At 51.0% G+C, this 20,697-nt stretch carries 19 protein-coding genes; 5 read left to right on the forward strand and 14 right to left on the reverse strand.

From position 1 onward, the window contains the following. The first annotated feature begins 36 nt into the window (after positions 1 to 36). Complete coding sequence (locus tag QN359_RS09745) at positions 37 to 1,605, forward strand: ShlB/FhaC/HecB family hemolysin secretion/activation protein (RefSeq protein WP_323493572.1); 1,569 nt, start codon at positions 37 to 39, stop codon at positions 1,603 to 1,605. Between the two features lie 18 nt (positions 1,606 to 1,623). On the opposite strand, the gene rapZ is transcribed toward QN359_RS09745, so the two are convergent. The 7 genes from rapZ to ilvA all read right to left on the reverse strand — a co-directional run bounded on the left by rapZ (position 1,624) and on the right by ilvA (position 9,964). Next, positions 1,624 to 2,487, reverse strand: a complete 864-nt coding sequence (gene rapZ, locus QN359_RS09750; RefSeq protein ID WP_322249782.1) for an RNase adapter RapZ — start codon at positions 2,485 to 2,487, stop codon at positions 1,624 to 1,626. Between the two features lies 1 nt (position 2,488). Next, the gene (gene hprK, locus QN359_RS09755) at positions 2,489 to 3,430 is read right to left on the reverse strand and encodes an HPr(Ser) kinase/phosphatase (RefSeq protein ID WP_322249781.1); all 942 of its coding nucleotides are present in this window, start codon (positions 3,428 to 3,430) and stop codon (positions 2,489 to 2,491) included. Positions 3,431 to 3,469: 39 nt separating this feature from the next. Continuing rightward, positions 3,470 to 3,943, reverse strand: coding sequence for a PTS sugar transporter subunit IIA (locus QN359_RS09760; RefSeq protein ID WP_322249780.1), 474 nt, complete (start codon positions 3,941 to 3,943; stop codon positions 3,470 to 3,472). A gap of 146 nt (positions 3,944 to 4,089) precedes the next feature. Further along, complete coding sequence (locus QN359_RS09765; RefSeq protein ID WP_322249779.1) at positions 4,090 to 6,756, reverse strand: EAL domain-containing protein; 2,667 nt, start codon at positions 6,754 to 6,756, stop codon at positions 4,090 to 4,092. Between the two features lie 165 nt (positions 6,757 to 6,921). Beyond that, positions 6,922 to 7,509, reverse strand: coding sequence for a hypothetical protein (locus QN359_RS09770; RefSeq protein WP_323493573.1), 588 nt, complete (start codon positions 7,507 to 7,509; stop codon positions 6,922 to 6,924). A gap of 53 nt (positions 7,510 to 7,562) precedes the next feature. Further along, the gene (gene queF / locus QN359_RS09775) at positions 7,563 to 8,420 is read right to left on the reverse strand and encodes an NADPH-dependent 7-cyano-7-deazaguanine reductase QueF (RefSeq protein ID WP_322249777.1); all 858 of its coding nucleotides are present in this window, start codon (positions 8,418 to 8,420) and stop codon (positions 7,563 to 7,565) included. Further along, positions 8,417 to 9,964 carry a threonine ammonia-lyase, biosynthetic gene (gene ilvA, locus QN359_RS09780; protein WP_322249776.1) on the reverse strand — a complete coding sequence of 516 codons (1,548 nt, stop codon included), beginning with the start codon at positions 9,962 to 9,964 and terminating at the stop codon, positions 8,417 to 8,419. Before ilvA ends, queF begins: the two co-directional genes overlap by 4 nt. Before the next feature lie 154 nt (positions 9,965 to 10,118). Here ilvA and QN359_RS09785 point away from each other — a divergent pair, with 154 nt between their 5' ends. The 3 genes from QN359_RS09785 (at position 10,119) to QN359_RS09795 (ending at position 13,910) form a co-directional block, all read left to right on the forward strand. Then, the gene (locus QN359_RS09785; RefSeq protein ID WP_322249775.1) at positions 10,119 to 10,610 is read left to right on the forward strand and encodes a YqaA family protein; all 492 of its coding nucleotides are present in this window, start codon (positions 10,119 to 10,121) and stop codon (positions 10,608 to 10,610) included. Positions 10,611 to 10,797: 187 nt separating this feature from the next. Continuing rightward, a complete protein-coding gene (locus QN359_RS09790; RefSeq protein ID WP_322249774.1) occupies positions 10,798 to 12,432 on the forward strand; it encodes a methyl-accepting chemotaxis protein in 1,635 nt (544 codons plus the stop codon). Positions 12,433 to 12,620: 188 nt separating this feature from the next. Then, a complete protein-coding gene (locus QN359_RS09795; protein WP_322249773.1) occupies positions 12,621 to 13,910 on the forward strand; it encodes an HAD family hydrolase in 1,290 nt (429 codons plus the stop codon). Positions 13,911 to 13,971: 61 nt separating this feature from the next. Here the strand turns inward: QN359_RS09795 and QN359_RS09800 are convergent, their stop codons facing one another. The 3 genes from QN359_RS09800 to QN359_RS09810 all read right to left on the reverse strand — a co-directional run bounded on the left by QN359_RS09800 (position 13,972) and on the right by QN359_RS09810 (position 17,676). After that, entirely contained in the window at positions 13,972 to 14,736 is a 765-nt protein-coding gene (locus tag QN359_RS09800; RefSeq protein ID WP_322249772.1) for a hypothetical protein, read from the reverse strand. 193 nt (positions 14,737 to 14,929) lie between these two features. After that, positions 14,930 to 15,856, reverse strand: coding sequence for a hemagglutinin repeat-containing protein (locus QN359_RS09805; RefSeq protein WP_323493574.1), 927 nt, complete (start codon positions 15,854 to 15,856; stop codon positions 14,930 to 14,932). Between the two features lie 239 nt (positions 15,857 to 16,095). Further along, positions 16,096 to 17,676, reverse strand: coding sequence for a hypothetical protein (locus QN359_RS09810; RefSeq protein WP_323493575.1), 1,581 nt, complete (start codon positions 17,674 to 17,676; stop codon positions 16,096 to 16,098). Between the two features lie 36 nt (positions 17,677 to 17,712). Between QN359_RS09810 and QN359_RS09815 the strand changes: the two genes are divergently transcribed. Continuing rightward, entirely contained in the window at positions 17,713 to 18,012 is a 300-nt protein-coding gene (locus QN359_RS09815) for a hypothetical protein (protein ID WP_323493576.1), read from the forward strand. Positions 18,013 to 18,094: 82 nt separating this feature from the next. On the opposite strand, the gene QN359_RS09820 is transcribed toward QN359_RS09815, so the two are convergent. The 4 genes from QN359_RS09820 to QN359_RS09835 all read right to left on the reverse strand — a co-directional run bounded on the left by QN359_RS09820 (position 18,095) and on the right by QN359_RS09835 (position 19,982). Continuing rightward, entirely contained in the window at positions 18,095 to 18,349 is a 255-nt protein-coding gene (locus QN359_RS09820; RefSeq protein WP_322249767.1) for a hypothetical protein, read from the reverse strand. Further along, complete coding sequence (locus QN359_RS09825; RefSeq protein ID WP_322249766.1) at positions 18,346 to 18,879, reverse strand: hypothetical protein; 534 nt, start codon at positions 18,877 to 18,879, stop codon at positions 18,346 to 18,348. Before QN359_RS09825 ends, QN359_RS09820 begins: the two co-directional genes overlap by 4 nt. A gap of 48 nt (positions 18,880 to 18,927) precedes the next feature. Beyond that, positions 18,928 to 19,416, reverse strand: coding sequence for a hypothetical protein (locus QN359_RS09830; protein ID WP_322249765.1), 489 nt, complete (start codon positions 19,414 to 19,416; stop codon positions 18,928 to 18,930). A gap of 263 nt (positions 19,417 to 19,679) precedes the next feature. Continuing rightward, a complete protein-coding gene (locus QN359_RS09835) occupies positions 19,680 to 19,982 on the reverse strand; it encodes a hypothetical protein (protein ID WP_322249764.1) in 303 nt (100 codons plus the stop codon). Positions 19,983 to 20,697 lie beyond the last annotated feature (715 nt).

Below are 20,697 nucleotides of genomic sequence, written 5' to 3' on the forward strand. Positions count from 1 at the left end.
GACGATTTTTCTCAATTATTTAAAGTTCCTGTGGATATGACCTCAAAATACATTTGTGTTTGCTTGTTCTCTGTCATCGTCTTCACGGCATCTGCCGGTGCGACCGAAACCCCTACTGTGCGCTTTGATACGGTGAAAACCGAAGTTGAGCAAGGAGTTGATGAAACTGTGGTCAAGCGCGCGCTGGCTCTGAGCGCAACAACTAAGGGTACGAGTATGGATGATGTTGAGCGCGCCCGTTTGGCTTTGCAGCATGCGCTAGATCAACTGGCAGAAAACCATTTTCTAGTGACTGTTCCAGCGCAAACGATCAGCCAAAATACGGTCACATTGCATGTTTCAGTACGCAAAATGCCGCTCTTGAAAGCACTGAATGTTACGGACGCAGCTGGCTTTACTGCCGATAATATTCGGCGTTCTATTCCTAGCCTCCAAGTTGGGCAGCCGGTTGATTTGGATTTGCTGGATCGTCAGTTGCGGTTGGCTCAAACTAATCCCAGCAAAGACTTGAATGCGAAATTAATACCGCAATCAGATGGTTTATCGGCCGACATCAGTACCAGCACCGCTCGTGCCGATAAGGGCTACGTAACGGTTGATAATTTCGGCACCATACCTGGTTATGACCAGGTGGCGCGTATAAATCTCGGTTACTTGCATGGTAATCTCAGCGGCCGTGATGATGTGCTGAAACTGAATATTTTAGGCCAACAGGAAGCGAGCGCGATTTCTACCGGCTATACCCTGCCTTTGTATGCCAATGCACAAAGTATCGAGTTTTACGGTGCTTACAGTAAATCCAATCCTGGCAATGTTGATGTGTTTCATATCAGTGGTGCCGGTCATAATTTGGGCTTGCGTTGGAATTATGTCTTGCCACGATTTGGTAGCAGCGATGCCTTCACAGTGAGCGCCGGTTATCGTTACAGTCACTATGATAACGACGTGACGTTCAATTACGATAGCAGCCAAACAGCCTTGGTGCCGAGTGTCAGTACTTCACTCATCACACTCGGCGTGAATGGATTACTCAATCTGAATGTGACGACTAGCTTGTCGGCCGATGTGGTGCTCAGCCATAACTTTTCCGGGCAATTAGCCTCAGATAATTCGGCTGCACTAGGAAAAAGTCGTGTTGGAGCAGAGGGGAATTACACTCTGCTGAACTATAGTTTCAGTCTGCATACCAGCGTGGCGGACTGGCTGTTGCAGAGTAATATATCCGGCCAATCAGCTAATCGCCCTTTGGTTTCGGGCGAACAAGTGTATATTGCAGGCCCGAATGCGGTGCGTGGTTTTAAGAATGGTCTGCTCGGGGGGGATAGTGGTGTGACGGGCCGCGTTGAGTTAATCACCCCGAATTTAAGTACTGACATGCTGGCGCTGCGACTCTACAGCTTTTACGATGCCGGCCATGTTGCGCGTAAAGCGGCACAGAGTGGAGAAATTGCCAGCGCCAATCTGAGCTCGATTGGCGTGGGCATGAAAATGCAGTGGAAATTTTTGAATGCGGATATTTATTATGCACAAAAATCAGCGGGCCGAAGCTATGACACGACGGCCCGTGCCGGTGGGATGTGGGCCAGTGTCGGTGGCATATTTTAATGAAAAACCGGCTTGGTGTTACTGTAAGCGTCGGTGCCGCACCAATACCTGCTCGGTCGGTCGGAAAAAAGCACTGAGTTTTTCCACCATATACACCGAGCGATGCTGTCCGCCGGTGCAGCCGATGGCAATGGTTAAATAACTGCGGTTATCGGCCTTGAAGGCCGGTATCCATTTGGTGAGAAAACTGAGAATATCTTCATACATCTCGAGTGCCATCTTCTGTTGTTCGAGAAAGGCCACTACCGGTGCATCGCGTCCGGTGAGCGCACGCAGTTTCAGATCGTAATGCGGATTGGGCAGCATTCTGACATCGAATACCAGATCAGCATCGAGCGGTACGCCGCGTTTGAAGGCGAACGATTCGAACATCAGTGTCAGCGGCGCGTGACGGATATGGATTAATTGCTTGATCCAGGAACGTAACTGGTTGGCGCTCAGATCGGTGGTATCGATGACATGCCCCAATGCTTGAAGACCGGCCAAAATTTCTCGTTCTTCTTCAATACATTCGGTCAGGCTCATGTGCAGCGTGCCGCTTTCATCGATGCCGAGTCGATGTGAGAGCGGGTGGCTGCGACGCGTTTCGGAAAAACGCGCCACCAAGGAGTCGCTGTTGGCAGTAAAAAATAACACCCGCACATCGTGGCCCTCGGCGCGCAGCGACTGTATCATCGCCGGCATCTCGGTCAGCAAGTGGGCGCTGCGGGTATCGATGGCAATCGCCGCTTGTGGGTGCGCTTCTTGGCTGAGCGTGAGTATCAATTGCGGCAGCAAGGTCGGCGGCAGATTGTCGACGCAGTAATATCCTGCATCTTCGAGCACATTGAGGGCGACTGATTTACCGGAACCGGAAATGCCGGAAATGAGCAGAATTTGCATCTTAGTCTCCGGCTTCCATGGCACGTCGCTGCCGTTCCATGAAATCTTCGAGCGTGTTGATGCCACGCAGTTGCAAGATGGTGTTACGTACCGCCGCTTCCAGCAACACCGCGATGTTGCGGCCGGCAGCCACGGGAATGACAACTTTACGAATCGGCAAGCCCAACACATCTTCGCTCTGGGAATCGATGGGCAGGCGCTCGTAATTTTCTTCCAGGGTACTGCGGCGTACCAAGTGGACGATCAGTTTCAAGCGCATCTTGCGCCGTACGGCGGTTTCGCCGAAGATGGTTTTGATGTCGAGCAGTCCGAGGCCGCGCACTTCGAGTAAGTTCTGTAGCAATTCGGGGCAGCGTCCTTCTATCATGTTCGGTGCGATACGCGAAAATTCGACGGCATCATCGGCCACCAAACCATGACTGCGTGAAATCAGTTCCAGCCCCAATTCGCTCTTACCCAAGCCGGATTCACCAGTGATGAGTACGCCGACGCCGAGCACATCCATGAAGACGCCATGCATGGTGATCCGTTGGGCCAGTTTTTTGGACAAATACACGCGCAAATAATCGATTACCTGGGCCGCCGGATAGGGCGTGGAAAACAGGGGAATGTTATTGTCGTCGCAGGTGGTCAAAAAGGCTGGTGGCGAATCGAGACCTTGTGCCACGATCAAGGCTGGTGGCCCACCTGACACCAGTTCGCGGATCAGATTGGCGCGCGAAGCATTCGACAGGCGATGGTAATACTCGAGTTCTTGATGGCCCAGCACTTGGATACGGCCAGGATGGATCAAATTCAGATGGCCGACTTGATCGGCCGATGAGGCTGCATCGCCGGTAATTTGTTTATCGGCACCTGCAAACCCGGCAAACCAGCCGAGTTGCATGATGTCGCGATTGTCGTCGTAGATTTTTTGTATCGTTAATTCTGTATTAAGAGGCATGGCAACAGGAGAAAAATCCAGCGATGATGAACTGTTGCTTCAGGATGAAGGCAACAGGTCAGGGCGCCAAGCGAGGATTTTTTCATAAATCATCGTGGCATCGGGTTCGGAGTTCAATTCATTGCGGAAGTTTTCATTCGACAGCATTTCTGCTATTTCTGACAGAATTTCCAGATGTTGCTGGGTGACATTGTCTGGCATCAGCAAAAAAATCAGCAAACTGACCGGTTGGCCGTCTGGTGATTCAAATGGAATCGCTTCCTTAAGGCGGATCAGAGCGGCAATCGGTGCTTTGAGGCCCTTGATACGACCATGCGGCACGGCTACGCCGTGGCCGAGTCCGGTCGAACCGAGGCGCTCGCGGGCGAACAGATTTTCCGACACTGTCGAGCGGGCGATGCTGCAATTATTTTCAAATAATAAACCAGCTTGCTCGAAGGCCCGTTTTTTACTCGAGATTTCCAAGTCCAGAAGGACGTTGGCAAGGGGCAGAATTTTTGCAATATTCGTCATGGTGCAAGAGCGGGTTAGCGCGTTGTCGCGATCGGCATAGGGTAAATTCCCACCGAATTATAGGCTTCTTTTGTCGTCTTAGTGTAAATATGCTCGACGGCTTTGGTCTGTGTTGTTCTGTCGGCTAGTACGGTGTCGCTTTCCATTTAGCAGGCCCGCAACAGTTTTTCAAATTGCGCCACTGGCAGTGGCTGGCTGAAATAATAACCTTGCATTTCTTGGCAGCCGGAATCGGTGAGGAAAAACATTTGTTCGACATTTTCCACCCCTTCGGCTGTCACCGTCATGCCCAGCGCCTTGGCCATGGCAATAATGGCGTGGGTGAGCACCACGGAATCTGGATTTTCCGGTACTTGTTTAATGAAGGAACGGTCGATCTTCAGATTATCGATGGGAAAACGCTGCAGGTACGACAGGGAAGAAAAGCCGGTGCCGAAATCGTCGAGCGAAATGCTGATTCCCAGTTGTTTGATGGCTTCAAACACCGGCAATAACAATTCGATGTCGCCCATGAGCAAACCTTCGGTGATCTCCAATTGCAAGGCGCAACCGGGCAGGCCGGTATCTGCCAAGGTTTGTGCTATGAACTGGCATAATCCGGGATCTTGAAACTGTTTGGGCGAAATATTCACGCTCACCACCAGATCGGCAACGAACTCGGCACGCCACTGGCTGGTATGGCGGCAGACTTGTTCGATCACCCAGCGGCCGAGCGGCAGGATCAGGCCGATTTCTTCCGAAATAGGAATGAAGTCATTCGGTGGAATGATGCCTACACCCGGCATATCCCAGCGTATCAAGGCTTCCGCACCAACGATGCGCGAGGTTTGCAGGCAGATTTTCGGTTGGTAGTAGACTAAAAATTCGCCATCGCTGAGGGCGCGGCGTAAGTTGGTTTCCAGTGCGTAACGATGCTGGGCGCGGACATTGAGTTCGGTGGTGAAAAACTGATAGTTATTGCGTCCCGATTCCTTCGCATGATACATCGCTGAATCGGCGCAGCGCATCAGGGTCGAGGCATCGTCACCATCGTGGGGAAACACGCTGATGCCTATCGAGGTACCGAGGTGGTATTGGTTCCCTTCGATCAAGAAGGGTTCGCGCATTCTGGCCAGCACCCGTTCCGCCAAGCTGCGCAGGTAGTCGGCATCGGCGACGCTTTCAGCGACGATGACGAATTCATCGCCACCGAGACGCGCCAGCATATCGCTGCTGCGTATGCATGAATTGAGTCTGGCCGCGACATCACGCAACAGAATATCGCCGGCCGCATGGCCAGCCGTATCATTGACGTTTTTGAAGCGGTCCAAATCGAGAAACAACAAGGCCACGCGCTGCTGATGCATGCGCGCTACGCTGAGCGCTTTGGTCAGTCGCAAATTGAGCTGATGGCGGTTCGGCAGGCCGGTCAAGGCATCAAAGGAAGCCATGTAACTGAGCTGGCGCTGCGTTTCGCGTACCTCGGTAGTATCGGTAAATGATACCAGTACGGCGGAAATGCTGGCATTGCTCTTTTTGAAAATTGGCAAGCAATTTATCAGTAGCCAGACTATCGAACCATCTCTGAGCTCGACACCGGTCGAGAGATTCAAAATCGGCATGCGGGTTTTGAAGACGAAGGAAACCGGATCGTCACCGAGTTTCAGTGCCGCTCCATCTTCACCGAAAACCCGTTTGAAATAGCGGTGGCGTCGTCCGACTTGGCTGACATCGATGATTTTTAAAATACGTAAAGCACTGGGATTACTGGTGACGATTTGCCCGTTCGGCGCAATCACCATGATGCCTTCCGACAGATTGGTCACCACCGAGCGATAGCGTTCTTCGCTTTCCTCCAGGCTTTGCTCCATATTTTTTTTATCGATCGCCAAGCCGATCAGATCGCAGGCGTCGATGATCATCGCCTGTTCTTCATCACCCGGGCTATGCACGCCTTGGCAGTAGACGTCGACGGTACCGAGCACGCTATGAAAGGCGGTGGTGATCGGGATCGACCAGCACGCTTGCAAGCCATATTCCGCAGCGCTGGCTTTGACGTTTTCCCATAAGGGACTGAGCGCGATGTTCTGGACGATGGTGAGGCGATTAAAATGAATCGCAGCGGCGGCGGTACCGTAGCCGCTGCCGATTGGGATGTTACGCTGCGTGGCGAGAAATTCCGGCGGCAAACCGGGCCCGGCCGCAGCGCTGAGCAATTGCGTGCTTTGGTCGAACAGGCTGATGGCGCACAGCGAACCGTTGGCCAGCAAACGCTCCATGCGGTCGCACACATCTTCAAGAATATGCGCGAGCGGCTTGTCGAGCGCGATCATTTCGAGAATTTCTTTCTCATGATGCAGCGCTTCGTGAATCCGGCTGGCCGTGTCGGTGTGGCTATCTTTGAGCGCCAAAGCGCTGCGCTGATGCTGCATTTGGCCCGCTTCGATCGCGCGTGCACTGAGCAGTATCGCTTCTTGACCGCGGTGGAAAAATACCTTGCTTAACACTTCAATATTGATCACATGGCCATCAAGACGGATGCATTGATAGCAGCGTGGGCCGCTCGGGGGGGTACCGCGACCGGCTTGTTCTAGCAGTTGTCGTACCGTTTCGTGATGGTGTCCGACCAGAAGGGCGTCCGGTGACAAGCCTTGCAAGTCTTGCAGACGTTTCGCTTGCATGAGTTCCAAAGCAGCCGGATTAGCATAGGCAATGCTGCCGGCGATGAGCACGTACACGGCGTCGGGATGATGTTCCAGTAAACTGGCATGCCAGTCATGGTCAACAACATCAGGGGGCGCCTTGGGCGTCAGCAGGGAAATAGGCGATATCACAACAACAGTCTATACGGTACGGTAGGAATCAGGTTGACGACGGACAGTCTGGTCGATCGTGCCAGCACTAAGCAAGTGCGGCGAGACCATCATGGCGATCGCACCGGAATTCGTCAACACAATAATGCAGCGGCGGCACGGCACAGCTAGTCACAGTGCCGCGATTTATTTTAAATCGATACGCACAAATAACAACAATACATCGCCATTGCCCTTGTTTTGCGACAGTCGCGGCACGTAGGCGGCCATGAGTTTGGTGTTTTTTGTGCCTATCGATGCCACCGGCAGTGGTACCGGAAATGGTATGCCGGAAAAATAATCGGTACGACTCAACAGCGATATGGTGTAGCCGGCACCGACTTCCCAGTTACTGCCTATCGGTTTCATCCATTGGTAGGCATAACCGGCCATCGGCATTGGTTTGAAATGGGAATCGGAAATCACCATCCCATAGACCAGCTCTTCATTGTCTTTGTCATCACGTAACGCCTTGGTAAACCCCAGGCCCCAGGCCCGTTCATTGAGTTCGGCAATGCGTTCGGCCGTATACGTGCCGCGCCCGTGGTGCGCGTAGCCGGACAAATTGAGTGACAAATCGCCTTCGTCGAGGATTTTTTCAATCTTATTTTTAGCGCTGCGGTACCAACTGGAATTTTCTGCCTCGGGGGCCGTTTGTGCGGCCGCGCTGAAGCTGATCAAACCAGCCGCCAACAGCAGAACCGAGCGAGGGAAATACATTTTTAAATTACACATAGTAGAGAGAAAAGGGTGAGAAATCAGTGACTGTCAGCGCTGGCTGAGCGCCGCTACTGGCGAGCATTGCGGCCGTTGCCGGGCTTTTGCGAGGTAGAAAAATTGCTGCGCCATGGATTGATATCGAGCCCACCGCGGCGTGTGTAACGCGCATACACCGACAATTTCTGCGGTTGACAATGGCGCATGATGTCGACAAAAATACGCTCTACGCATTGTTCGTGAAACTCATTATGGTCGCGAAAACCGATCAAATATTTGAGCAAGCGCTCCTGGTCTATCGGCGCACCGACATAACTGATTTGCACGCTGCCCCAGTCCGGTTGGCCAGTCACCAGACAATTTGATTTCAGCAGGTGAGATACTAAGGTTTCGGTGACCGCCACATGATCGTGCGCAGCGCGCAGCAGGCTAGGTTCTGGCGTGTAGTGGTCGACTTCAATGTCGAGCCGATCGAGCGAGGTGCCGCTCAGTTCTTGCATGCTGAGCCGGGCGAATTCATCGGGCAGCGTCAGGCTGACATGGACCGAAGCGCCGGCGGCGGCCGACAAATCAGTCTGTACTAAGGCGACCAGTGCGGCGGCATCGGCCAAACGGGTTTGGTTAAAGGAGTTTAAATACAGCTTGAATGATTTCGATTCGACGATATTGGGCGATTCGGCCGGCACCGTGATCGTGGCGATGGCAATCTGCGGTTTGCCGCGCAGATTGAGCCATGACACTTCGTAGGCATTCCAGATGTCGACACCGAAAAACGGCAGTGTTGTGGTGAGCCCGATTTCGGCGCGTTTGCCGCTGCGCGGAATTGGAAACAACAGGCCAGGGTCATACTGACTGATGTAGGCCGTGCTTTTTCCCAGCGCCGATTGTTCTGGTAAATTTACGCAAGAGGCGTCGTTTATTGTGCTCACTTAGCGCTTTCACCGAGAAATAATTGGTAGGCCGGGTTGCCGCTCTCATCCCAATAGCGGTAGCCGAGTGTGGCCAAAAATGCGCGGAAGTCTTTCATTTCTTTTTTCGGCACTTGCAGACCGATTAAGGCGCGACCATAGTCGGCACCATGATTACGATAGTGGAACAGGCTGATATTCCAATTCGGCGCCATGCTGTCCAAGAAGCGCATCAAGGCGCCTGGGCGTTCGGGAAATTCAAAACGGTATAACAATTCGTTTTCTGCCAAGGCACTTTTACCGCCGACCAAATGGCGGATATGGAGTTTTGCCAATTCATCATGGCTCAAATCGAGACAAGCGAAACCATGCTTTTCAAAATTCTTGGCGATTTTTCCTGATTCGAGCCGGTCGCTGACTTGAATGCCAACAAAGATATGTGCCGCTGCTTCATCGCTGATGCGGTAATTGAATTCGGTTACGTTGCGCGGCCCAACTAACTCGCAAAACCGGCGGAAGCTGCCGCGCGCTTCTGGAATCGTGACGGCAAACACGGCTTCGCGCGCTTCGCCGACTTCGGCGCGTTCGGCGACAAAGCGCAGACGGTCGAAATTCATGTTGGCACCGCAGGCAATCGTCACCATGGTTTCGTTTTTAAGCGGCCGTTTGGCGGCACGTTCGCGTTCGATATAGGCTTTGCAGCCGGCTACGGCCAGCGCGCCGGCCGGTTCGAGAATGCTACGGGTATCTTGAAATACATCTTTAATGGCCGCGCAGACGGCATCGGTATCGACCGTGATGACTTCGTCAACATACAACTTGGCCAGACGGAAGGTTTCTTCACCGACCAATTTAACCGCCGTACCATCAGAAAACAGACCGACTTCTGCCAGCGTTACCCGTTTGCCAGCTTTGAGACTGCGTGCCATGGCATCGGAATCAGTGGTTTGCACGCCGATGATTTTGATTTCCGGGCGCAGCGCCTTCACATACGCGGCAACGCCGGCAATCAGACCACCACCGCCAATGGCGACGAAAATCGCATGGATAGGGCCGCTGTGCTGGCGCAGTATTTCCATCCCCACGGTGCCTTGACCAGCGATCACATCCGGGTCATCGAAGGGATGAACGAAGGTCAACTTCCGTTTCTTTTCCAATTCCAGCGCATGGTCGCAGGCTTCGGTAAATGAGTCACCGAACAGTATGACTTCAACCGCATCGCCACCGAAGGTACGCACGGCATCGATTTTTACCGGTGGCGTGGTGGTCGGCATAACAATCACCGCTTTGCAGCCTACCCGTTTGGCACTCAAGGCCACACCTTGGGCGTGATTGCCGGCCGAAGCGCAAATCACACCGCGCTTGAGTTGTGCTGGCGTTAAATGGGCAATTTTATTGTAGGCACCGCGCAGCTTGAAGCTGAACACGCTTTGCATGTCTTCACGTTTGTAAAAAATGCGATTATCGATGCGTGCCGACAAACCCGGAGCGAACTCCAGCGGGGTTTCTGTAGCCACGTCATAGACGCGGGCGGTCAAGATCTTTTTCAGATAATCGGTGCTCATAAGCTCAGAATGAAAGGTAAATCAACAAAATCAGGCGCAGGGAAGGGGACTCACTCCACGCGCTATCACTGACGACAATTTGCTCAAATGCAAGTAACTCGGTAAAAAGCCCTTCTATTATAATGGATGCCCTTTACGTCACGCTTAGGTATACATGATTGTCGCCGCAATAAATTATCTTTTAGGCATTCTTGCACTACCGCAGGTCGGTTTGGTTTCGGTATTTTGCATCAGCTTAATCTCTGCGACCCTGCTGCCTATGGGTTCGGAACCGGCGGTATTTGCCGCAATCAAGGCCAATCCAGCCATGTTTTGGCCGGTATTGCTGGTCGCGACGGTTGGCAATACCTTGGGCGGGGTGATTGATTACGGCATGGGCTATGCAGCAAAGCAAGCATTTCAACGTGAACGCGAGAGTTTTTGGTTTCGCTGGTTGGCCCACTATGGCAGTAAAACCATGCTACTCGGTTGGTTGCCGGTGATCGGTGACCCCTTATGCACCTTGGCCGGTTGGTTAAAATTACCGTTTTGGCCGTGCGTCATGTATATGGCAATAGGGAAGTTTTTGCGCTATCTGAGCATGACTTACCTCTTGCTCGGCATACCCGATGGGTTTTGGCATCGGCTAGGGGAAATGTTGGCGTAACGATAGTGAAGTGTTGTTGAAGAATGTGAATTTTTGTCTTATCGGCACATTTTGTTGTTGCCTTAGATGTATGTCTTACGAATCGTAGTATTGTTGACTAACTGTAACGTCACCGACGCGGTCTCCGACCGTGGCAGGGAAAAGTTAAGTTTTGCTGCAGGCGTGCACGTATATCTATGGAGTCAACATGATTACAAGAATCAGTATTCGTCAGCGTTTTCGTCTGCTGCTCGGTTTCGCGTTTGTTGTATTGCTCGGCTGTGGCTCCTTGGTCATGGAAACTTTTTCTGAAATCAAGGTCAATGGGCCGATTTACCAGCGCATCGTACAGGGCAAGGATTTGATTGCCGATGTCTTGCCGCCGCCCGAATACGTGCTCGAATCGTACTTGACGCTGTTTCAATTGCAAGCCGAGAGCGATGCTGGCAAACAGGGGAAATTGATAGAGCGTTTGCGTGTTTTTAAGAAAGATTATGATGAACGCCACGATTACTGGAAAAATGCCAATTTGAGCACTGAAGTACAGAATTTGCTGCTCAAACAAGCGCACGAACCAGCGCTGGCCTTTTATGCCTTGGCGTTCAATGAGTTTGTGCCAGCCATCCAAAAACAAGATACTGCCGCTGCTGCCGCGGCGATGCTGAAAATTCAAGCACTGTATGACAGCCACCGTAATGCTATCGATCAAGTGGTTAGTACCGTCAGTAAGAACAATGAGCTTGATGAAGCGAGCGCGAAAGCCACGATTAAGCAAACGCAATACGTGCTGGCGGCCGTTTTTCTGTTTTGCCTGGTCGCCTTCTTCTTCACCTTTAACCGCGTCAGCAGCAGCATCACCAATCCCTTATTGTCGGCCTTGACGATCACCCAAGTGGTGGCCGGTGGTGACCTGAGTCAGCAAATCGAGTCGCATGCGACCGATGAAACCGGGCAATTGCTGACTTCGCTCAAAACCATGAATGACAGTTTAGCCGCTACCGTTTCAAGCATACGGGTGGCGACAGAAACCATCACTGTGGCATCGCAGGAAATTGCCAGCGGTAATGCCGATTTATCGTCGCGCACAGAAAATCAAGCGGCATCCTTGGAAGAAACCGCCAGTTCCATGGAAACACTGACCGCCACCGTGAAACAAAATGCCGATAATGCCCGGCAAGCTAATCAATTGGTGCTCTCCGCCAGTGCCGTCGCCGTCAAGGGCGGGGATGTGGTCGCTCAAGTGGTCGCGACCATGGGTTCGATCAAAGACAGTTCACGCAAAATTGTCGATATCATCGGTGTCATCGATGGCATCGCGTTTCAGACCAATATTTTGGCCTTGAATGCGGCGGTTGAAGCGGCTCGTGCCGGTGAACAGGGGCGCGGTTTTGCCGTGGTCGCGGCGGAAGTACGCAATCTGGCGCAGCGCAGCGCCGGTGCCGCCAAAGAAATCAAGGCGCTGATTGGCGACTCGGTTGAGAAGGTCGATCAAGGTGGTAAATTGGTCGACGAGGCTGGTCAAACCATGAATGATATCGTCGCCAGTGTGCAGCATGTGGCCGATATTATGAGTGAAATTACCGCAGCTAGCGAAGAACAAAGTCTGGGCATAGGACAAATCAATATCGCGATTGCCCAAATGGATGAGATGACGCAACAAAATGCCGCCTTAGTCGAGCAAGCTGCGGCGGCGGCTGAAAGCATGGAAGAGCAAGCGCACCAACTTAACCAAGCGGTGGCGGTATTTAAATTGGCCGACGTGGCGGGCAATGGCATGAAACGTATAATGGCGCATGCCGGCAATATCGCAGTGACGCGTGGCAAGTCCTTGCAACTAACTTGAGGGTGCCGCGCCGAGGGCAAGGTATCGGCACTCGGCTGTCCCGGTTTGAAGCCAGTCGGATTAAAAAATCATAGCATGTCGTCAAGTTGTCTTAATGTTTGACTATAATCGCGCGCACATCTACCCGATTGTGCAGCGCGCGGGCGATCAGTGCCCTAATTTCAGTCATACATTTGAGGATCAAACCTATGCCAATATCGACTACGCCGCGCCGCGGCTTTCTCCATACTTTGCTCGCTACCACGGCCGGCGCCACGCTGGCAGTGCCGGCATTGGCGCAGGCGCATGCTGTCGCTGCCACGGTGAACTTGGACCATGCCAAATGGTCGCCACGCAATCATGACTTGGTCGCTGGCTTGATTGCCCGTCATGGTCTTGGCGCGAAAAATTATACGGCCAAACGCAAACCGTATGCTGTGTTCGATTGGGATAACACCAGCATCATGAATGATTGCGAAGAAGCTTTATTAATGTACCAGATTAATCAACTGGCCTTCAAACTGACGCTGGCCGAATTTTCCGGCATTCTGCGTCAAAACGTACCGACTGGAAATTTTACGGCCGATTATAAAAATGCTGCCGGTAAAATTGTTGATCTGGATAGTATTTGCGCCGATCTCGACAGCGATTACGCCTATTTACATGCCAATTACCAAGGTTTTGCTGGTACGCAGAGTCTGGCTGATATCGTGCAATCGGCACAATTTCTTGATTTCCGTGCCAAATTGTATTTCCTCTATGAAGCAGTGAATGATACGCATGGCGTCCATGTCGGCTACCCATGGGTCATCTATTTCTTCGCCAATATGACGGTGTCGGAAGTCAGTGCACTGGCCGAAGCATCGAACGATGCCAATCTTGGCATGGGACTCACTAAAACCAAATACACCAGCCCGACTACTTTGCCCGGGCAGGCAGGCGTGATCACCACCGCGCATTTCCATGGTATTCGCTTATGCACGGAAGTAGCGACACTGATGGATACGTTCCGTCAGAATGGTTTTGATGTGTATGTCAGCACAGCGTCGTTAGAAGATGTGGTGGCGGTATTTGCCTGCAATCCAAAATACGGTTATCACGTCAAACGTGAAAACGTGCTCGGCTTGCGTCTGGAACAAAGTGGTGAAGTGTATAAAAATGCTTACCGTAAAGAATGGCCACTGAACTGGGGGCCTGGCAAATCGCAAGTGATCAAGCAAGAGTTGGTGGCGACCAAGGGCTATGGCCCAGTCTTCGTGGCTGGCGACAGCGACGGCGATTACGATATGTTGCGCGACTTTGTCGATACCGAAATCGGCTTGGTCGTGAATCGCCTCAAAAAAGGCAAAATCGGCGATTTGTCAAAACTCGCCGCCGTTGCGATACCGGAAAAACAGCCGCGCTTCTTGTTGCAAGGCCGCCAAGAATCGACTGGTAATTGGTTGCCGGTAGAAACGACTTTGAAATACGGTAAAACTGCTGCGGCCTTGCTGGGCTGACTGGGTTTGTTGGCGGGATAAAAAAAGCGCTGAGGCGCTTTTTTTTTCGCACTGCTTGGTGCTAGTTGGTAGTAGAAGACAAATCAAAAGTCTGACGGAAAATTTCATCTGCCTGAGCAATGGTGTTTTTACCCAAAGATTCTGCTGCCACTTTAGATGAGCTCTTCAATCTGTCGAAGGTCATGTAAGTTTCGCCATTATCTTTATTTATCAAATTCTCCGATACAAGACGTTTTCCTTCGTGGTCTCGAAGCACGTATTCTGTGGCCGCCAAGGACTTATAACTAGACGTTGCACTTTCAGCTGTATAACCAGAGGTTACACGCAAGATCAATCGTGCATAGCCTTGATGATCATTTAAATTATTGTCAGTTGGTTTTTTTACATCCATTAAGGAGGCTATTTCAGTAGGCTGTGCAATGCTTGTGAGTTTTACATCTCGGCCAGATTTTTTGATGAGTGCCGCGAGATATTCTGCTTGTAATGCATTGATGTCAGGTGCTTTTTCTGCCTTTAATAAATCTGTAAATTCTTTTGATCTTGCACTCGCTCTTTCTCTGAAAGTGAGCTTGCTGCTGGCATCTATTGCAATTCCAGCGATTGTACCAAAGACACCAAAAATTCCTGCAACACCTGATGCAGATGACCCCCCTAAATCCATCACTACATATTCGCTCGGTTGATAGAAAATTTCAATTTTAGAAATTTTTTCGATATCCTTACGAGCAACTTCTTTTTGGCTTACGACTACTGGTGTAGTCGTGCAGCCCGTTATTAAAACTATGCCAAAGATTAGTGAAGCAAGAAGCAAAGATTTATTTTTCATACTGAGTCCGTTAAATATCTGAAGTGTGAGTAGCGAGTAAAGCAGGTTCACTACCTGCGAAGTTGGGGCAGGTACGTGAATCATGCCTAAAGGCAAAACGATATTCGGTACTGGTCTGTGCAAATCAAGCGATGGCATCCATCCCGCCGCCTGTAGATTCACCGCTGCCATTTGCAGCCACGCTCACAATTGCTTACGCCGCCATGTTCGAAAGAACAGAGACTAAGACCTGCTCGTACCAATTTTCGTTCCATTTATCGGCCTCGCTGTAGAGCTCGGCGCGTTTGACCGGATCAGACTCCAAGTTGGCTTGTTCGCGCAAAGCAGTTTGCTGGCTCTCTGCATAACTGGCCACCGCCTGCGGTGCTTGCTGGCTGGCCGCTGCTGTGATCTGCGTTTGCGCGTTGATAGTTTGCTGCACTTGCTGGGCATTGAATATCGCTGCAATGCCGGTTTGTGCGGCATCGCTGGTGATGCTGGTGTTTCCAGCTATGCCGGAAATCCCGCTTAGGCTAACGCTCTGCGCATTTCCCCCAGCCAGACCCAAACCGACGGCCGTACCTTGGTTCCCCGCTGGCAGCGTGCCGACGCCACCGCTGGCACTCATGCTGTGTGCGCTAAATGCTGCTTGGTTTTGCATATCGTTCATCACCAAACCATTGGCGCTGTTAAAACTGTTCAGCCCTTGTTCAAGCGCTTGCGCGGTACTGGCAATCACGGCACCCGTGAGTGCGGTTTTACCGCCGACCTGAACAGTAAAACCACCGTCACCGGCTAACATGCCGGATTGTTGTCCAACGCTGGCATACTGGCTGTCGATCTTGCTGTTACTGAGGTGGCCGCTGACGCTGCCGGTGCCGGCACCGATAGGAATGGCGATGCCGATGCCGGCGCTGTGTTGGGTGCTGTTGTAGTTGCTGCTGTCTTGTTGGCTGGCGATGTTCAGGTTACCGCCAACTTGGGCGGTGATGGTGTGGGCGCTGGCGACGGCACCGGCGAGTGTGGTGTCGCCAGCGGAGGCGATCAGCAAGTGTTGGCCGGCGCTGATGCTGCTATTTAGAAAATGACACAGCACCTGCTGATACCGTTTAAACAAAAAATAATGAAATAAAAAAACCACCCATTAAAAAAACAGAAAATATAATCCTCAAATATCGGCGCTCAGGTTTCGGACGAGCATCAATACTAGGCGATGCCAATAACATTTGGCCAAAAAGGCAGGCATAAAAATTATAAATCGCCCAAAAATACCCGACCATCATAAATAGTAAATTCGCATTGGACATGAACTTATATTTAGCGACCATATTAATGATCGCTATTATTAACAGAATGCACAAAATAGACCATTTTGTTTTTTTATTCATTATTTTTTTTCGTTCTTTTTTCTTCAGAAAGATAGCTATTTGCACGCTCTACAAACGCCTGCCAACCACCGCTCAAATCTATAATAGCAATAGTCTGAGCCGCCGCAGAGCTTGAAAGACCATAAATTTTTTGCAGGTATGCTCCGGCAACATATTGAATGGTTTCTTTTGCACCCGCTTCGGCTAAAGAACCATCAACGTAACCCGATGTCAATCCTGCGGTTGGACCAATAAAACTTGCAATTGCTCCAAGAATTCCTGTCGGATTCGCAATCGTCACCAACGTCGACGCCGTCCCTATATCATTAAGAACCTTCTTATCGAGCGCTTTAACATACGCCGCAGTCTGCGCATCCGCCATGTCCAAATTCTGACCACTGCAACCGGCTGAGGCAACAGGACAAGGGAAATATTTTGGTTCAAACGGCTTGCCATCGACAGTGATTCGTTGGCTGTATCTGCCCTTTTCGTCCAGTACCAGATTAGTAGCTGGATCACGTTTCTCATTGGTATTTTCAACTGACGACGGCGATTTAATCGGCTTTTTTATAATGATGCCAGCAATTTCCTTATCGACGCTGTCGGAATTGATATGCGGTGAATTAATTTGTTCAGGAGTCGCATGGAACAAAAACTGCCCGCCACCAATCGATACATTCGGAGTCGTCCCCGCGTATTCAGTTTGTAATGTATGCAAAAATGCTTCGGCTTGGGCGGAATAAGGTACGGTGTAACCCAAATTATTATCGACAAGGGTCTGTGCCGTATTGGCGAGTAAGGCTAATGCACCTTCCACTTGTCCTGGCATCGGATCATCTGTGTTGTAGAGCTTTTTTGCGAAACGTGCGGCATTTTTTTTAATGATCGCGATTTCTGTCGGATGCAACTGCCGATTATTCGCATCCACCACCAAGCCCATGCCCGCACCAGCCATGCCTCCGCCAGCGGCGCCACCGATACCGGCCGCAGCCCCGGTCGCAATCGCTTGCGCCGCCATGTTCGCAAGGCCAGGCGCGAGACCGGCTCCGGTGAGTTGTTCAGCCATACTGCTCTGAACCTGCTCAAGCATGGGTGCCGCCAGTGCCGCCGCGCCGGCACCAAGTGCGCCACCAATTCCGCCGCTTAATGCACCGGTGACGAGGTGTAGCTTCGCGCGATTAACACCGCCTTCGTTCCACTTATCGGCTTCGCTTTGTAGCTCGGCGCGTTTGATCGGATCGTTTTCGTTTTTCGCTTGTTCGCGCAAAGCAGTTTGCTGGCTCTCTGCATAACTCGCCACGGCCTGCGGTGCTTGCTGGCTGGCCGCCGCTGTGATCTGCGTTTGCGCGTTGATAGTTTGCTGCACTTGCTGGGCATTGAATATCGCTGCAATGCCGGTTTGTGCGGCATCGCTGGTGATGCTGGTGTTTCCTGCGATGCCGGAAATCCCGCTTAGGCTAACGCTCTGCGCATTTCCCCCAGCCAGACCCAAACCGACGGCCGTACCTTGGTTCCCCGCTGGCAGCGTGCCGACGCCACCGCTGGCACTCATGCTCTGTGCGCTAAATGCTGCTTGGTTTTGCATATCGTTCATCACCAAACCATTGGCGCTGTTAAAACTGTTCAGCCCTTGTGCAACGCTGCTGGCCGCTTGTTTAACGGCCAGGGCGGCACTGGCGGCGGCCAGCGCTTGCAAACGCGGATCGCTGACTTGGCTGGCGGCTTGGCTCTGTTGTTGCGTGGCTTGGCTGTGGTTCATGGACGAGGAGAACCAGCCGCTACTGCTCTGGGTAGTGGCTTGGTTGAAGCTGCTGCTTTGCGCGGCGCTGGCAATGGTGAGGTCGCGCCCGGCGCTGATGAGCAGGTCGCTGTGCACGGTGGTGTTGGACTGGCGCAGATAGACGATCATGGTAGTGATACGTTTTACTGATTTAGTATAGTGAGTCATAAATAAGTGTAATTATTTAAGGCACTTCTCGCGCTTCATGTATCTACGTTTAAAAAAATAAAAATTAACGACCAGAACTACGTTTTTCGTAATACCAGCTTATCGTTCCAGCATAGAAACCTATGAATAAAATGGCTAATGTCCAGCGTTTAAGACGATTCCAGCTCGGTAGGGTATAGGGGATGTCGTAAAGCAACCAGCGCAACAAAGGAATAGCTAAAAATTCCGCGATTAAAAGAATACCGATAAATCCTATCAATAAGAATAAGATCACGAAATAAGCCCAGCGCCTTAGCTCAAATTTAGTCTTTGACTTCATTTCTGACCCTTACCATTATTTTGTGTTCCACTACCCACACCCTCTTGCACAGCCCCTCCTACAATATTGCCGCCCCAAGAAGGAATCGGACTCTTCGGAACCCAAGCAGACATGCCCATCCCAACCTCCTTCCAATCCTGCCGATACCAAGGATTGAGTACCTTATTCAGACTCCCTTCAATTTTTGATCCAATGGGGTAACCGATCGCTGTTCCAACGCCAGCCCCGATCATTGCGCCATTTGGATTCTGGCCTTGCATGCCAGACCCGGCAAGCGCACCACCTGTATTGACTAGCATGGCCGGAATGAAGCCCATTCCAGTAGATGCCGCGCCGGTTACGCCTGCCATTCCGAAACTGAACCAGTCGAAGGGTTGTGGCATGCTTAATTGAACGGCTCCATTCACTCCTGAGCCAATCCCAGCACCGGCAATGGCTGCACCCATAGCCGGAAGTCCGCCACCAGTTGCCAATCCTAAGCCGATCATTCCAACGCCAGCAAGCGTTGCTCCCACTGGATTTTTTTGCATATTGCTACTCACCAGTTCGTTATAAGCCTGCCCGCTGCCAAGTTGCCCCTAAGCTGCATCATGGGCATACTGGTTCGGCGCAATATATTGCGTATTGAAGTTGGTGTTGGCATATTGCGGATCATTTTTACTCCCGCTGCAATTCAGATTCTGACAGCCAATAAGGCTACGAATTTGGTAATCGTGAAGGCCACCACTGCCATCCGACATGGTGCCGGTCGCAACGGCCGTATTATGATCAGAGTTGCGCAGCATTTCTGCCAAGATACGCGCTTCGGCTGTCTGTTCCGTGATGCCTAATCTATTCGAGACCAGTTCGGCATTCTTTTTGGCGAAATCGTATTGGTGCTGATCTAACTGCCGATTATTCGTATCGACCACCAAACCCATGCCTGCGCCTGATACGCCACCAGCGACACTACCGATACCTGCTGCAGCCCCGGTCGCAATCGCTTGCGCTGCCATGTTTGCAAGGCCAGGCGCGAGACCGGCATCGCTTAATTGCTGCGCCATATTTGTCTGAACCTGCTCAAGCATCGGTGCCGCCTTCGCACTAGTCCTGCACCGAGCACGTCACCGACTCCGCCGGTCGATACACCGTTGATCCTGATTTACCCACCGACTTTAATGTTGAAAACACTTAACTCCCAGTTGCATTTCATATTTGAACTCGTGAGGAATTGTTTAAGCAAAAATATACAAAAATAGAAAAAATGATCGCAACAACAATCCAATAAATTGTTTTCCCCCATCGAGACATTTTTTGATATTGCTCCTCACTGAGATTTGGCCCTGCCATATCATTTCTCCTTTTTCTTATTAACTTGGAATCCATAGACTATGGGAGTTACAGAAGCCCCAGAAGGAAAGCTCAATCCACCTTCAATAGATCTTTGCCCACCATAACCATTATTTATTCCACCAACAGCCCCAATTACTGGAAAGACAGGGATCGGATAATAAATTGCTCCAGAAGCTCCCGTACCTTGTAAAAAACTGCTTGTGGACTGTGCACTGGCTCCACCAATGATATTGCTACCAGAGGAGCAGGGATTTTTACGTTTGTAGGGGGGCAATATTATTTGCGAGGCATGTTCACCCATGCTAAAAAGGTGAACGCACATGCCAGTAGCACCCCTTTCACTAGAATCCCTTTTACGCTGATAGCTCCGAATAGTCCTATGACACCTAAGGTTTGATAGCAACCGCTAATAAAGATACAGCTTAAATAAACTCCAACGATCCAGATTAGCGACATTCCGGGAATACATATCAAAAGAGATATGCACAATATCGAAAATAGCTTTCTCATTATTTCTTAGCCCCAGACTGAGATGATAAATGTTGCTGCACGGAGTTAATTATTTCCTGAGACGATGCCCCTGCGGTAGAACCAGCAATAGGAGCATAAGTATTTGGCCTAAACAAATTCCAACTTCCGCTAGCCGCCCAATTTGGCGTATTAATGGTCGGTCGCATCATTGAATTTACGGTAGATTCGCTAAATTTTCCGATACCATAACCAAGACTAGACAAGGCACCACTCGCAAGCGCGTTCCCTACCACATTATTATTCTGCCCATACAAATAATTATTAATCAGCGCTCCTCCCCCATCTGTCAGACTACTTGTCGTGTAACTTTTTAAATTGAACCGATCTCATTGAAGTCTGTTTGTTTGTGTTTTTCGCATTATCTATCCAGCTTTTTCCGGCGTAGGCAGTCGGGTTTTATGGGTGGAGCGCAGCGGAACCCATTCCCTCAAGACGTTAAGGTTTGCTTTTTGATTTTGAAGTTATACGGCTAAAATGACCGGCGA

Origin of the sequence: Undibacterium sp. 5I2 (assembly GCF_035019605.1) — a bacterium.
In the GTDB taxonomy this organism is placed as follows: Bacteria; Pseudomonadota; Gammaproteobacteria; order Burkholderiales; family Burkholderiaceae_D; genus Undibacterium.

Coding starts and splice junctions, on each gene's coding strand:
- QN359_RS09830 (WP_322249765.1), bottom strand. CDS start 19,416: ATGCTTGAGCAGGTTCAGACAAATATGGCGCAGCAATTAAGCGATGCC.
- QN359_RS09785 (WP_322249775.1), top strand. CDS start 10,119: ATGATTGTCGCCGCAATAAATTATCTTTTAGGCATTCTTGCACTACCG.
- QN359_RS09825 (WP_322249766.1), bottom strand. CDS start 18,879: ATGCAAAAAAATCCAGTGGGAGCAACGCTTGCTGGCGTTGGAATGATC.
- rapZ (WP_322249782.1), bottom strand. CDS start 2,487: ATGCAAATTCTGCTCATTTCCGGCATTTCCGGTTCCGGTAAATCAGTC.
- QN359_RS09835 (WP_322249764.1), bottom strand. CDS start 19,982: ATGGGTGAACATGCCTCGCAAATAATATTGCCCCCCTACAAACGTAAA.
- QN359_RS09745 (WP_323493572.1), top strand. CDS start 37: ATGACCTCAAAATACATTTGTGTTTGCTTGTTCTCTGTCATCGTCTTC.
- QN359_RS09800 (WP_322249772.1), bottom strand. CDS start 14,736: ATGAAAAATAAATCTTTGCTTCTTGCTTCACTAATCTTTGGCATAGTT.
- hprK (WP_322249781.1), bottom strand. CDS start 3,430: ATGCCTCTTAATACAGAATTAACGATACAAAAAATCTACGACGACAAT.
- QN359_RS09810 (WP_323493575.1), bottom strand. CDS start 17,676: ATGAACGATATGCAAAACCAAGCAGCATTTAGCGCACAGAGCATGAGT.
- QN359_RS09790 (WP_322249774.1), top strand. CDS start 10,798: ATGATTACAAGAATCAGTATTCGTCAGCGTTTTCGTCTGCTGCTCGGT.
- QN359_RS09820 (WP_322249767.1), bottom strand. CDS start 18,349: ATGAAGTCAAAGACTAAATTTGAGCTAAGGCGCTGGGCTTATTTCGTG.
- QN359_RS09795 (WP_322249773.1), top strand. CDS start 12,621: ATGCCAATATCGACTACGCCGCGCCGCGGCTTTCTCCATACTTTGCTC.
- ilvA (WP_322249776.1), bottom strand. CDS start 9,964: ATGAGCACCGATTATCTGAAAAAGATCTTGACCGCCCGCGTCTATGAC.
- QN359_RS09770 (WP_323493573.1), bottom strand. CDS start 7,509: ATGTGTAATTTAAAAATGTATTTCCCTCGCTCGGTTCTGCTGTTGGCG.
- QN359_RS09760 (WP_322249780.1), bottom strand. CDS start 3,943: ATGACGAATATTGCAAAAATTCTGCCCCTTGCCAACGTCCTTCTGGAC.